Here is a 12,572-nt window from a genome sequence, read left to right on the forward strand (position 1 = left end):
AAACCTCTATTGGCTTGAAGACGGGGTGTGCTTACCGCGGTCACCGATCGGGGACGAATGCCTTTCCGAGCGAAGCCGGCGTATTGATGAGCGTCGTGCGACGATTATGCGAGATGATGATGAGGACGACAATAGTCGCCACGTAAGGAAGTGCGGACAGAACCTGGGACGGAATGCCGATACCGAACGCCTGCGCATGGAGCTGCCCGATCGTCACGGCCCCGAAAAGATAGCCGCCGGCGAGAACCCGCCATGGCCGCCACGAAGCAAATACGACGAGCGCAAGTGCAATCCAGCCGCGTCCAGCCGACATGTTTTCCACCCATTGCGGCGTATACACAAGCGACAGCTGCGCACCGGCAAGACCCGCACAGGCGCCACCGAACAGCACTGCCAAATAGCGCGTGCGGATGACGTTGATGCCGAGCGCATGCGCCGACCCGTGGTTGTCGCCGATCGCGCGAAGCTTCAGGCCGCGACGGCTCTTGAACAGGAACCAGTTGATGCCGATGACAAGCGCGATAGACAGATAGAAGGTCAGATCCTGCGCAAAAAGAACCCGGCCGACGAAGGGAATGTCGGACAGGAGCGGAATGACGATCGGCTGCAGCTTGATGCCCGGCTGGCCGACGAAGCTCTCGCCGAGCTGGCCGGAAATGCCGAGACCCAGGATCGTCAGCGCCAGTCCCGTCGCCACCTGATTTGCCACCAGCGTCAGCGTCAGGAACCCGAACAGCAGCGAGAACAGCCCACCGCCGACAATGCCGGCGACGATGCCGATATAGGGCGAACCGGTCATCTGCGTCGCCGCAAAGGCGCAGACGGCGCCCATGATCATCATGCCTTCGACGCCGAGGTTAAGGACACCGGCACGTTCGGTCACGAGTTCGCCGAGCGCCGCAATGACGAGCGGCGTTGCGGCAGTGATGACGGTGAGAAGGATCGCCTCGAACATCAGCTCTTCGCCTCCGCCTGGCTTCCGGCAAAGATCAGCCGGATGCGGTAATGGATCAGCGTATCGCAGGACAGAACGAAGAACAGCAGCAGGCCCTGGAAGACGCGGCTGACCTTGTCGGAGATCCCGATCGAAAGCTGTGCCGCCTCACCGCCGAGATAGGTGAGCGCCAGAACCAGGCCCGACGCGATGATCCCGAGCGGATTGAGACGCCCGAGGAATGCCACAATGATCGCGGTGAAACCGTATCCGGGCGAGATCGACGGCTGCACGTGACCGATCGAACCGGACACTTCCGAGATCCCCGCAAGCCCGGCAAGACCGCCGGAGACGAGCATCGAGAACCAAACCATGCGCCGTGCCGAAAAGCCGGCGAAACGCCCTGCCCGTTCCGACTGCCCGAGCACCTGAACCTCGAAACCCTTCAACATGAAGCGCATCATGAACCAGAGCGCCACCGCTGCGATGATCGCGAAGGCAAAGCCCCAATGGGCCCGGCCGGAGGCCAGCATTTCCGGCAGCACCGCTTCTATCTGGAAGCTCTTCGTCTGTGGAAAATTATAGCCCTGCGGGTCGCGCCAAGGGCCGCGGACCAGCCAGTCGAGAAACAGCTGCGCGATATAGACCAGCATGAGGCTGGTCAGGATCTCGTTGGTGTTGAACCGCGTCTTCAAAAGCGCCGGAATACCCGCGTAGAGCGCGCCGCCGGCAATGCCCATCAGAAGCATCAGCGGCAGGATCATCGGCGAATGCCACTCGGGATAGAGGACCGGCAGGATCGAACCCGTGATCGCACCGATCGTGAACTGACCCTCGGCGCCGATATTCCAGTTGTTGGAACGGTAACAGATCGAAAGCCCGACCGCGATCAGGATCAGCGGTGCGGCCTTGACGGCCAGTTCATGCAGCGACCAGACTTCCAGAAGCGGCTCGATAAAGAAGCTGTAGAGCGCCGATCCCGGGTTCTTGCCGAGCGCCCAGAACAGGATCGCCCCGCCGATCAGTGTCAGCACCAGTGCCAGAAGCGGGGAGAGAACCGAAAACAGGGTCGAGACGCGGGCGCGCTTTTGCAGTTCAATGCGCATGCGTTTCCTCCGGCGAGGACGGCATGGCGTCAGGGATCGAATGGCTCTCGTGGATGCCGCCCATCATCAACCCGATCCGCTCCAGAGACAGACTGCCGACCGGATGCGGCTCCGACAATTTGCCCTCTGAAATAACCGCGATATTGGTTGCCACCTCGAAAATCTCGTCGAGATCCTGGCTGATCACGACAACGGCGGAGCCGGATTTCGCCAGATCGATCAGCGCCTGCCGGATACGGCTCGCAGCCCCGGCGTCGACACCCCAGGTCGGCTGGTTGACGATCATGATCGAAGGCTGCCGATCGAGTTCGCGCCCGACAACGAATTTCTGCAGATTGCCGCCTGAGAGCGAGCCGGCCAGCGGATCCTCGCCACTCTTGCGCACGTCCATCTGCTGGCAGATGCGTTTGGTAGCCGAGCGGATCGCACCGGAACGCACGATCGACGCCAGACCACCTGACAGGAATGCCTTGCGGTCCGGCTGGCTGCGCGCCAGAAGCAGATTGTCGGTCAGCGACATGCCGGGCACGGCAGCATGACCATGCCGCTCCTCCGGCACGAAACTGGCACCGAGCAACCGCCGGCCATTGATGCCCGTGCGACCCACGGACTTGCCGCGGACCTTGATCCGGTCATCATCGGCAACCGGATATTCGCCCGACAGCGCGTCGAACAGTTCGCTCTGGCCATTGCCCGCAATGCCCGCAATCGCGAGGATCTCGCCCGCGCGCACACGCATAGAAATATTCTTCAGGCTGACCGCGAATGGCGAGCGCGCCCTCACTGTCAAATCGGTGACATCGAGCTGAATGTCGCCAAGCGCCACCGTCTCGTCCCGATGCACCGCGGCAACTTCCGTCCCCACCATCATCCGGGCAAGTGACGCTGGCGTCTCCTGCCTCGGATCGCAGGCGCCGGTCACCTTGCCGTGGCGAAGCACGGTGGCGCGGTCGCAGATGCGACGCACTTCTTCCAGCCGGTGGCTGATATAAAGCACCGAGCGGCCCTCGGCCTTCAGCTTGAAGAGCGTCTCGAACAACCGGTCCGCTTCCTGCGGCGTGAGCACGGAGGTCGGCTCGTCGAGAATGATCAGCTTCGGGTTCTGGAGGAGAGCCCGCACGATCTCGATCCGCTGGCGTTCACCGACCGAAAGGTCTGCCACATGCGCATAAGGATCAAGCGGCAGTCCGTACGCCTTGGAAAGCGAGGCAGCCTCTTCGGCGATCTTGGCAAGCGGCGTTTTCGGATCGAGTGACAAGGCAATGTTTTCGGCAACCGTCAGCGCTTCGAACAGCGAAAAATGCTGGAACACCATGCCGATGCCGAGCTGCCGGGCTTCCCCAGGCGAACCAATCGTCACCGGGTTCCCCTGCCAGACAATCTGCCCGCCCGATGGCTGAAGCACGCCGAACAGCATCTTTACGAGAGTGGATTTGCCGGCACCGTTTTCGCCGAGCAGCGCATGGATTTCACCCGGCGCGATATCGAGATCGATACCACTGCACGCAGCAAAATCGCCGAACAGCTTCGTCAGTCCACGGACCGACAAAAGCGAAGCAGCCTGCTCGCTCTCGGAAAAAGTCACGACGTCCCCTCGTTCACCCGCGCGCCCGGTCTTGAGTGCCGGTATTTCCGCGTCGCAGTTATTTCAAATGCTGAACCCGTCCGGTCTGACCGGATACTGGGTTGATATTGATACCGTTTTTGTTGCCTTGCACAACAGCAAAGAGACGCGTTGCGAAAAAACGCAGCTATTTTCCAAGTCTTGGAAAAAGCTGCATGATGCCGCCGATGCAATAGAGATAAAGACTGCTGATCACGACGCCCCAGACGAGCCAGTCCGGCGACTGGAAATGCAGGAGCAGCGAGTAGCCGGCGAGCGCGCACCAGAGCAGGCAGATCCCGAGATTGAGCGGCCGCAGGCGCTTGACGCGCACCGGATGGAGGAAATTGATCGGCAGGAAAGTGGCAACCACGGATACGGAGACCACGATCATGGCCGTCGTCGCACTGGCATCGATGACGAACAGCGTCAGCACCACCATGTTCCAGACGACCGGGAAACCGGAGAAGAAGTACTCGTCGGTCTTCATGCCCATGTCGGCATAGTAGATCGCACTCGAAACGACGATGGCGCCGGCCGCAACGAATGACCAGGGTTCGCCGATCATTCCACTTTGATAAAGCGCAAAGGCCGGCAGGAGAACGTAAGTCACGTAATCGATGATATTGTCGAGCGTATCGCCCGACCAGTTCGGCAGGACTTCCTTCACATGCACTTTGCGCGCAATCGGTCCGTCGATCCCGTCAACCAGAAGTGCCAGCCCCAGCCACCAGAACATGTCGACAAATCGATGTTCTGCCGCAGCCACGACACCGAGGAATGCCAGGAACGAGCCTGACGCCGTCAGGAGATGCACGGAGAAAGCCCGGATTTCCGCGTAAGGGACGTTCCGATAATTGAATAGTCGCCTGAACACGCGTCCCCCGCCTTTCCGTGAAGCCTGCGAGATATGCGGCCAATTGTCCCCGTTTGCAACTGCGCATGCCGGCGCACACCTGATTATGACCGGGAAAACCAGGATTTCTCTCGATCCCTCGTGGGCAGCGCGTGCCGAATCTGACGCTGCTACGGCTGGAATTACGGCCAGCACTCTATAAATACGGTGAGAGCGAATGGCTCCGGAGGTGACAGATGCACGAGTTCGAAATTGCCGTCGTTGGCGGCGGCCTGACAGGATCGGTAGCGGCGCTGGCTTTTGGTCGAGCCGGCCGCAAAGTCGCGCTGATTTCGCCGGCATCCGAGCGAGACGATGGGCGCACGACCGCGCTGATGGATCAATCCATCCGCCTGCTCGATCGACTGGGTCTGTGGGATATCATCGCGCCATCGGCCGCGCCGCTGTCGATCATGCAGATCGTCGACGGCACGACGCGTCTGCTGCGCGCGCCCACTACACAGTTTCGCGCGCAGAATGTCGGGCTCTACGCATTCGGCTACAACATTCCCAACAACGCCCTGTCTCCGGCGCTGGAAAAGGCGATCGACCTTGAGCCGAACGTGACCCGGTTCACCCATCAGGTCGACGCGTTTGATTTCTACGGTGATCGCGCCAGCCTCACCTTGTCGGACGGCTCGTCGATGTCCGTTGATCTGGTCATCGGCTCGGATGGGCGCAAGTCGAGCACGCGCGAGGCCGCCAGGATAGGTGTCCGCCGCTGGTCCTACCCACAGTCCGCCCTGGTGATGAACTTTGCCCACACGGTGCCGCATCACAACGTTTCGACGGAATTCCATACAGAAACCGGACCGTTCACGCAGGTTCCCCTGCCCGGCTCCCGCTCCAGCCTCGTCTGGGTTGTGAGGCCCGAAGAGGCCGAGCGGTTGATGGCGACCGATCTCGACCAGCTGTCGCAGCTCGTCGAAGACCGCATGCAGTCGATGCTCGGAAAGGTGACCGTCGAAGCCGCCCCGCAGGCCTGGCCGCTTTCGAGCCTGATGGCAGACCGGTTCGGCAAGGGTCGTGTCGCACTTGTCGGCGAAGCCGCGCATGCCTTCCCCCCGATCGGCGCCCAAGGCCTCAACCTCTCGCTGCGTGATATCATCACGCTGAGTGATCTGGTGACGGACGAACCGGACAGACCGATTGGCGCGGATATCGGCGATCGTTTCAACCGGAGCCGCCGCCCCGATATCATGACCCGCACCTTCGGTGTCGATCTCCTCAACCGCTCACTTCTGTCGGACTTCTTGCCCGTCCAGATGCTGCGGGCGGGCGGTCTGCAGGTCTTGAAAAACGCCCCGCCGTTACGCAATCTGATGATGCGGGAGGGGATCGAACCGGGCCGCGGACTGCGCGAAATTTTTTCTGGCCTAAGGAAGCAAGCCCGCAGATAGAAAACCGGAATGGATGAGATAAAGGATCGCTGGCAGGGTGAAGACAGACGCCAGCGTGATAATCAGGATGCTCGCCGACGCGCGCTCCTGCCAGACGCCATATTGCTGGCTGATGACGAAGACATTGGTGGCTGTCGGCAGGGCTGACAGCAGCGTCGCCGAGTAGATCCAGATCGGTTCGAAACCACCGATCAGCGACAGGACCGAAAACGTCGTCAGTGGCAGTATGATCAGCTTGAAGACGGCGATATAGCCGATCTCGACCGGAACACGCCGCACTGGCCTCAACGCCAGCGTCACCCCCATTGCAAAGAGCGCGCAGGGCGCCGCCGCTTGCGCCAGATAATCGATAAGCCGCTGTACCGGTTCGGCCGGCTGCCACGCCATCGCGGCGAATGCAAAGCCGACAGCTGTCGAGATGATGAACGGGTGCAGCAGAACCTTGCGGGCGATATCGCCCGCCACCGCCAGCGGTGATCGACCGTCGCCGCCGGCTGCCGCCATCATGGCGGGTGCCACGATGAAATGGGCGGCGTTCTCGAAGCAGACGATCAGCGCCACCGGAACGGCAGCCGCTTCGCCGAAAGCGAGCAGTGCAAGCCCCGGCCCCATGTATCCGATGTTGCCGTAAGCGCCGGCAAACGCCTGGATCGTGCAGTCCTCGAATGACGTCTTGCGGATCAGGAACCCGATCAGGAACACGACCGTGAAGATCAGATAGGTCGCGAAGATCTCGCCAAGAATGAAGTCGACCCGCGCCAGTTGCTCCATCGGCGTGCGCGAGACGAGCTTGAAGAATAGCGCCGGAAGTGCCGCATAGATGATGAACGTGTTCATCCATCCAAGCGCCTCGGCAGGTTGTTTGGTGACCTTTGCGGCCACGTAGCCGATCAGGATCAATCCGAAAAACGGTAGCAGCAAGCCGATGATGTCGCCCATGCCGCCTTTAATCCTTACCGCGGTTGACCTTGTGGCCGTTCCGTTAGCCGATTTGCATCAGGATTGGAAAGGTCTGCTGGAACCAGATCGCGGCTGACGTCACGAAACCGAAGATGAAAGCAAGGCCGGTCAGGATCAGCAACACGCCCATCGCCTTCTCGACGTGACCGAGATGCCGTCGAAAGCGGGTGAGGAACCGCATGAAGGCACCGGAGAAACCGGCAGCGATCCAGAACGGCACGGCGAGACCGAGCGAATAGATTGCGAGCAGCATGGCGCCCTCGCCCACCGTATCGCGCGACGCGGCAACACCGAGGATCGCGCCGAGAACTGGACCGATGCACGGCGTCCAGCCGAACGCGAAAGCCAGCCCCATAACGTAGGCGCCAGACAGCGTCGCCGGCTGTCCACCGCCATGAAACCGCGCCTCGCGCGCAAGCAGGCCGATCCGGAACACGCCGAGGAAATTCAGGCCCATGATGATGATGATCACGCCGCCGATCTTGGAGAGCAGGTCGAGATGCTGCCGGAGAAGAACACCGATCGTCGACGCACCGGCGCCAAGTGCAACGAACACGGTCGCAAAACCGAGGGTGAAGAAGAACGCGGCCAAAAGAACCGCGCGGCGCGTATCCTTTGACCGCGACACGGCCGCATGCCCGTCGCGGAACTGGTCGACGGAAATGCCGGCCATGTAGCACAGGTAGGGCGGCACCAGCGGCAGGACGCACGGGGAAAGAAACGATAGAGCGCCGGCAATAAAGGCGCTCAGAAGAGAGATATCAGCAATCGACACGTTTTGGTCCGCAGGTTTTCATCGGCAGTGTCCCACCGTGGGATCGATTGCACCTAAGCATGCCGCGCCCGGAAAGCCAGTCACCTTTTTGCGCGCAGGCGAAGCGGCCGGGGAAAAGCGTTGAGGAACGCAATTTTGCACAGCTAGCGGGGTTGACCGCAAAGAGTGACCTGCATATGTTCCGCGCACTTTCAAAGGATGCCTCGGCAGTCTTTAGGGAGAGCGTAGCTCAGCTGGTAGAGCAACTGACTTTTAATCAGTAGGTCCAGGGTTCGAACCCCTGCGCTCTCACCATTTATCCAGATAATGTGGTGAAACTCGACGCTGGCGAAGATGGACTTCAGATGTTCCGTAGTCTTCGACCTGCATCAAATCATGTGAAATTCCCCCGATGATGAACAACCCTTGGTCAAAACCTGTCGTCGTCCTGATTGGCGAGCCGCCTGTCGAAACGACAGTCGAAACGACCCAGGCTGCGGCCTGGGCGATGATCGAGGACTGGCCTGTCGAAGACGGTCCGCTGATCGACCGTGCGCTGATCGTGTGCGCCGAAGTGGATGGTGGAAAACGCAAGCCGGAAGACGCCCGTGCGGCCTTCGTCGCTGCTGCCGAGGAAGCCGGCGTTCTCGTCAGCGCCTGAGACCAATAGCTGCCTATTGGTCGCTTTCCGCTCACTCGTCACGGAACGTGTGGTTGATCTGATCCATCATCGGCTTGGTCAGATAGGAGATGACCGACCGGTCGGCGACCTTGATAAACACCTCCGCGGGCATTCCTGGATAGAGCGACAGGCCCTGTAACCGCGCGATATCGCCTGCATCAGGCGCAATCCGCACGATATAGGAGGCAGCGCCGCTACGCTGATCGACAACCGAATCGGGCGAGATCGACGAAATCTTGCCCTGGACTTCAGGCGTGGTCTTCTGGTCGAAAGCGCTGAAGCGGATGTCGACGCTTTGTCCCACGCTCAACTGGTCGATGCTGCGCAAAGCGACCTTCGCCTCGACCGTCAGGCTGCGCGTCTCCGGCGACAGCAGCATCAGCGCTTCGCCCGGATTGGCAACGCCGCCCACCGTGTGCAGCGCCAGCTGATAAATGTAACCGTCAAGCGGTGCGCGAACGTCGAGACGGTCGAGCTGGTCCTGTATGGCGATACGGCGTTCTTCTGATTCGGCGATCTTTGCCTCGACATCGGTCAGGTCACGCGCGTTTTCCGTCTGCCTGTCTTCGTCGAGCTGCAGGATCTGCAGGTTGATCTCGTTGATGCGGCCATGCGCCTGCGCCCGCGTCGCGATCATCCGTCCGCGATTGCCGTCAAGCTCGGCGCGCTGGCGCTTCAGCGTGTTGACACGCTGCATCGTCACGAGCTGCTTTTCGTAGAGCGAGCTGATAGCCGTGTGTTCCTCATCGATCAGCACGATCGAATCGTCGATCGACTTGATCTGCAGCGTGGCACCCTCAATTTCTTCGGCCAGCTGGCTCTTCCGCTCGGCGAGCTGCTTCTTCATACCTTCGAGCGAGGCGCGACGGCTGAGGAAGAACTGCTGTTCGCCTTCGATCAGGATGCGGTTCGTCTGGGAATTGATACCCGCGGCCTCGGCTTCCTTGACCGTGAAGTTCTCCTCACCTCGGCGTTCCGCCTGCAACCGCGCGCGCCGCGCGTAAAGCTGTGCCAGCGTGCTGTTGGTAATGCCGAGATTGGATTTGAGCGACGTGCCATCCAGCCGCAGCAGGACGTCCCCCGCTTTGACATGCGCGCCTTCCTTGACGAGCAGCTCGGAGACAATACCGCCGGTCAGGTGCTGCACCTTCTTGGCATTGTCCTCGATCACGACACTGCCTTCGGCCACCACCGCATTCGACAATGTCGTGCTGAGTGCCCAGCCGCCGATGCCGCCGACAAGCAACACGCTCAACGTCGATACGAGCATGATATGGCGCTTCAGCGAACGCTCGGCTGTTGTCATCTTGAGACCTATTGCCTTATCTGTTCCGGGCTTTCCCCGACGACCTTGAGCGGCGAACTTCTCTCGTTCGGCTGGTTCTCGCGCCGAAGCACCTTCGAGAGCACCTCGTCCTTGGGACCAAAGGCCGCAAGACCACCGTCCTTCATCATCAGCACGAAATCCACCGCCGCGAGCGCACTCGGGCGGTGCGCAACCACGATCACGATGCCCCCGCGTTTACGGATGCCGATGATCGCGTCCGTCAGCGCGACCTCGCCTTCCGAATCGAGATTGGAATTGGGCTCGTCCAGAACAACCAGAAACGGCTTGCCGAACAACGCACGCGCAAGCCCGATGCGTTGGCGTTGACCGGCCGAAAGCATGGAACCGCTCAAGCCAATATCGGTATCATAGCCGTTCGGCAGGCGCAGGATCAAGTCGTGGACGCCCGCAGCCTTTGCCGCCTCAATGACATCGGCCGCATCAGGGTTTTCACGAAACCGCGCAATGTTGTCCGAAACGCTGCCCGCAAAAAGTTCGATCTCCTGCGGAAGATATCCGAGATGGCGGCCACGGTCCTCGTCGCTCCACTGGTCGAGCGCTGCGCCATCCAGCCTGACACTGCCGCGATAGATCGGCCAGACGGCCGTCAGAGCCCGCACGAGCGATGATTTGCCGGATGCACTCGGTCCGATCACGCCGAGAGCGCTGCCGGCCTGAAGCGTAAACGATACATTGGAAATCACCAGTTTCTGCAGCCCAGCCGGGCCGCTCGAAAGGCTCTCCACCGCCAGACTTTGCTTCGGTGCGGGCAGCGACAGAGGCATATCGGCCTCCGGCAGTGCATTGAGCATATGCCGCAGCCGCTTCCAGGCCTGCTGGGCCGAAACGAAGCCACGCCAGTTTGCAATCGCCTGCTCGACCGGGGCAAGCGCACGGGAGGTAAGGATGGACGACGCGATGATGATGCCGCCGGATGCCTGGTTTTCGATGACGAGCACCGCGCCGACGGCAAGGACTGCCGACTGCAGCGCGATTCGAAAAATCTTGGTAACGGACAGGTATCCGTTCGAGGTATCGGAATTGGTCTGATAGCTGCTGCGATAGTTGGCGTTTGTCGCAGTCCATTGCCGTGAGAAGTCGTTTGCCATGCCCATGGCCTCAATGACTTCGGCATTGCGTTGTGCCGCCGAAAGAAAGGCGCTGCGCTGGCCCGTCAGTTCGTGCACTTTCTTGGCTGAAACCTGCGTGCTGCGGTTGGTGAGGTAGGTGAGCACCATCAGGATGAGCGCCCCGCCGACTGCCATATAGCCGATGACCGGATGAAACAGAAAACAGATGGCGACATAGAACGGCAGCCACGGCAGGTCGAAAAAGGCCGGCGGCCCCGCGCTCGAGACAAACGAACGGACCTGGTCGAAATCCTTCATGATCGAAAGACCGTCGATCGACGCCTTCGTCTTGACCGGCGCCTTGAGCATCATCTTGAAAACCCGCGACCCCATCGTATCATCGATGATGCCGGCAATCCTTGTCAGCATGCGGCTGCGGGTAAGCTCGAATGCGCCTTGAAATAGATACAGCATCAATGCCAGCAAGCTGAGCGCGATCAGCGACGGGATGCTGCGGCTTGGGATGACGCGATCATAGACCTGCAGCATGAAGAATGAGCTGGTGAGATAGAGCACGTTGACCAGTCCGCTCGCGACCGCGACCGCAACGAGACCGGTTCTGCTCCGCGCAATGGCTTCGCTCATCGGATCTTTGGAGGCTTGCCGTGGGGATCCCGAAGCGGTTTCGGCCATAATGCGCAATCCTGATGCAGGGATCACACCTATTACCCGTAACGGGTTTAAAGTTCAATAAAGCCGCGCGGCAGACAGATCTATCCGGCACAAGTGCCCCGCTCTCGTCCAAGGACGTGCCGGGGCAAACCATTTGTCAATCAACAATTCGCAAAGTTCTTAAATCGGCGGCTATCACGAATTGGTTTACGGAACCTTACTTCAGGACCGCCGTTCTGACGGCAAAGGAGTCTCAGCATGAGAATAGTCTTCGTCGCTCTTATCGGTTCGGTCCTCAGTATTTTGGTGTTCAAGTATTCTGATCACTCGCTTGGCGATACGGAAATACTCGCGTCTCCGACCCAGCTGTCGGCTGCCAACTAGGATCATCACACGGAGGACAAGGACCGGCTTACATCATCGCGATCTCAAGCGATCGCATCACGAGAGGAAGTGCAAGCATGACCATGCGTAATATTCTGCTGGTGTGTTGTTCAGCTGCTGTTGGTGCCGTCTTTGTAATTCTTGTTGGCATTCCAAGCACGCCTGTTGCGCACGAGAAATCCGCTCGCTTGAGTGGCGCCGCGACTGAAACGGCTTTTCTTCCCGAGCGCTTCGGGGTTCCCCATCCAACCCGTTAAAATTTTTGATGCGTAAACAAAAAAGGCCGGCGTCAGAAACGCCGGCCTTTTTGCATGCTGAATTGCTTTAGTGGATCGGCTTGCCGCCGTCTTCTTCTTCGAACGTTACTGCGACGTCACCATCTGCAGAGAGACGGACCTTGTCGCCTTCGACATCGGCAACGAGTTCAAGCGAAATGAAATGGTGATGGCCTTTATGGCTCCCCTCACCGCTATCCTTCTTGGTCAGCTTGATACGGTTTCCTTCAACGCGGTCGACCGTTCCGATGTGGACGCCGTCCGCACCGATCACTTCCGCATGTTCCTTGATAAGGGCGACATCGATCATCTGAGTTCTCCTTTGTGTGTTCAGCCATAACGCACAACCGCGAAGTTCGATGCAGTGCCTCCGATACATTACCGACATTTAAGTTGGCCACCGGCTGCTTTCATGCGAATGCCTCGTTCCAGAGTTGCAAAGCCGCGGTTTCGACGCGATCCCTCGCTAGACCGGAACGGCTCGCGCTATTTCCACCGCATCGAGGATAG

13 protein-coding genes and 1 tRNA gene are annotated in these 12,572 nt (G+C 60.0%); 5 read left to right on the forward strand and 9 right to left on the reverse strand.

Annotated features, from left to right (window positions below; translation table 11 throughout):
• Positions 1-40: 40 nt before the first annotated feature.
• From IFT66_RS05310 to pcsA, 4 genes are all read right to left on the reverse strand, one after another.
• A complete protein-coding gene (locus IFT66_RS05310; RefSeq protein WP_062580772.1) occupies positions 41-955 on the reverse strand; it encodes an ABC transporter permease in 915 nt (304 codons plus the stop codon).
• Positions 955-2,040: an ABC transporter permease gene (locus tag IFT66_RS05315; RefSeq protein ID WP_192076927.1), complete on the reverse strand. Its 1,086-nt coding sequence runs from the start codon at positions 2,038-2,040 to the stop codon at positions 955-957. Before IFT66_RS05315 ends, IFT66_RS05310 begins: the two co-directional genes overlap by 1 nt.
• Positions 2,030-3,625 carry an ATP-binding cassette domain-containing protein gene (locus IFT66_RS05320; protein ID WP_192076928.1) on the reverse strand — a complete coding sequence of 532 codons (1,596 nt, stop codon included), beginning with the start codon at positions 3,623-3,625 and terminating at the stop codon, positions 2,030-2,032. Before IFT66_RS05320 ends, IFT66_RS05315 begins: the two co-directional genes overlap by 11 nt.
• A gap of 166 nt (positions 3,626-3,791) precedes the next feature.
• On the reverse strand, positions 3,792-4,520 hold the full coding sequence (gene pcsA, locus IFT66_RS05325; RefSeq protein ID WP_192076929.1) for a phosphatidylcholine synthase: 729 nt from the start codon (positions 4,518-4,520) through the stop codon (positions 3,792-3,794).
• Between the two features lie 215 nt (positions 4,521-4,735).
• Between pcsA and IFT66_RS05330 the strand changes: the two genes are divergently transcribed.
• A complete protein-coding gene (locus IFT66_RS05330; protein WP_192076930.1) occupies positions 4,736-5,938 on the forward strand; it encodes a UbiH/UbiF family hydroxylase in 1,203 nt (400 codons plus the stop codon).
• On the opposite strand, the gene IFT66_RS05335 is transcribed toward IFT66_RS05330, so the two are convergent.
• Together IFT66_RS05335 and IFT66_RS05340 are read right to left on the reverse strand one after the other, a co-directional pair.
• Complete coding sequence (locus IFT66_RS05335; RefSeq protein WP_192076931.1) at positions 5,915-6,877, reverse strand: AEC family transporter; 963 nt, start codon at positions 6,875-6,877, stop codon at positions 5,915-5,917. The two genes, IFT66_RS05330 and IFT66_RS05335, sit on opposite strands and share 24 nt — an antisense overlap.
• Before the next feature lie 43 nt (positions 6,878-6,920).
• The gene (locus IFT66_RS05340) at positions 6,921-7,673 is read right to left on the reverse strand and encodes a cytochrome c biogenesis protein CcdA (RefSeq protein WP_113110540.1); all 753 of its coding nucleotides are present in this window, start codon (positions 7,671-7,673) and stop codon (positions 6,921-6,923) included.
• Between the two features lie 218 nt (positions 7,674-7,891).
• Between IFT66_RS05340 and IFT66_RS05345 the strand changes: the two genes are divergently transcribed.
• Positions 7,892-7,967, forward strand: a tRNA-Lys gene (locus IFT66_RS05345).
• A 100-nt stretch (positions 7,968-8,067) separates the two neighbouring features.
• Positions 8,068-8,313: a DUF982 domain-containing protein gene (locus IFT66_RS05350; RefSeq protein ID WP_062458038.1), complete on the forward strand. Its 246-nt coding sequence runs from the start codon at positions 8,068-8,070 to the stop codon at positions 8,311-8,313.
• 31 nt (positions 8,314-8,344) lie between these two features.
• Here the strand turns inward: IFT66_RS05350 and IFT66_RS05355 are convergent, their stop codons facing one another.
• The gene (locus IFT66_RS05355; protein WP_113165614.1) at positions 8,345-9,640 is read right to left on the reverse strand and encodes an HlyD family type I secretion periplasmic adaptor subunit; all 1,296 of its coding nucleotides are present in this window, start codon (positions 9,638-9,640) and stop codon (positions 8,345-8,347) included.
• Positions 9,641-9,648: 8 nt separating this feature from the next.
• Positions 9,649-11,376 carry a type I secretion system permease/ATPase gene (locus IFT66_RS05360; RefSeq protein WP_244508774.1) on the reverse strand — a complete coding sequence of 576 codons (1,728 nt, stop codon included), beginning with the start codon at positions 11,374-11,376 and terminating at the stop codon, positions 9,649-9,651.
• 285 nt (positions 11,377-11,661) lie between these two features.
• Between IFT66_RS05360 and IFT66_RS23695 the strand changes: the two genes are divergently transcribed.
• Entirely contained in the window at positions 11,662-11,787 is a 126-nt protein-coding gene (locus IFT66_RS23695) for a hypothetical protein (RefSeq protein WP_256413796.1), read from the forward strand.
• A 77-nt stretch (positions 11,788-11,864) separates the two neighbouring features.
• Positions 11,865-12,044, forward strand: a complete 180-nt coding sequence (locus tag IFT66_RS05365) for a hypothetical protein (RefSeq protein WP_174196627.1) — start codon at positions 11,865-11,867, stop codon at positions 12,042-12,044.
• A gap of 67 nt (positions 12,045-12,111) precedes the next feature.
• On the opposite strand, the gene IFT66_RS05370 is transcribed toward IFT66_RS05365, so the two are convergent.
• Positions 12,112-12,372 carry a DUF2171 domain-containing protein gene (locus IFT66_RS05370; protein WP_062456750.1) on the reverse strand — a complete coding sequence of 87 codons (261 nt, stop codon included), beginning with the start codon at positions 12,370-12,372 and terminating at the stop codon, positions 12,112-12,114.
• Positions 12,373-12,572: the final 200 nt, after the last annotated feature.

Origin of the sequence: Rhizobium sp. CFBP 13726 (assembly GCF_014841925.1) — a bacterium.
Lineage (GTDB): Bacteria > Pseudomonadota > Alphaproteobacteria > Rhizobiales > Rhizobiaceae > Neorhizobium > Neorhizobium soli.

Coding starts and splice junctions, on each gene's coding strand:
- IFT66_RS05360 (WP_244508774.1), bottom strand. CDS start 11,376: ATGAGCGAAGCCATTGCGCGGAGCAGAACCGGTCTCGTTGCGGTCGCG.
- IFT66_RS05330 (WP_192076930.1), top strand. CDS start 4,736: ATGCACGAGTTCGAAATTGCCGTCGTTGGCGGCGGCCTGACAGGATCG.
- IFT66_RS05310 (WP_062580772.1), bottom strand. CDS start 955: ATGTTCGAGGCGATCCTTCTCACCGTCATCACTGCCGCAACGCCGCTC.
- IFT66_RS23695 (WP_256413796.1), top strand. CDS start 11,662: ATGAGAATAGTCTTCGTCGCTCTTATCGGTTCGGTCCTCAGTATTTTG.
- IFT66_RS05350 (WP_062458038.1), top strand. CDS start 8,068: ATGAACAACCCTTGGTCAAAACCTGTCGTCGTCCTGATTGGCGAGCCG.
- IFT66_RS05315 (WP_192076927.1), bottom strand. CDS start 2,040: ATGCGCATTGAACTGCAAAAGCGCGCCCGCGTCTCGACCCTGTTTTCG.
- IFT66_RS05355 (WP_113165614.1), bottom strand. CDS start 9,640: ATGACAACAGCCGAGCGTTCGCTGAAGCGCCATATCATGCTCGTATCG.
- IFT66_RS05365 (WP_174196627.1), top strand. CDS start 11,865: ATGACCATGCGTAATATTCTGCTGGTGTGTTGTTCAGCTGCTGTTGGT.
- IFT66_RS05370 (WP_062456750.1), bottom strand. CDS start 12,372: ATGATCGATGTCGCCCTTATCAAGGAACATGCGGAAGTGATCGGTGCG.
- IFT66_RS05335 (WP_192076931.1), bottom strand. CDS start 6,877: ATGGGCGACATCATCGGCTTGCTGCTACCGTTTTTCGGATTGATCCTG.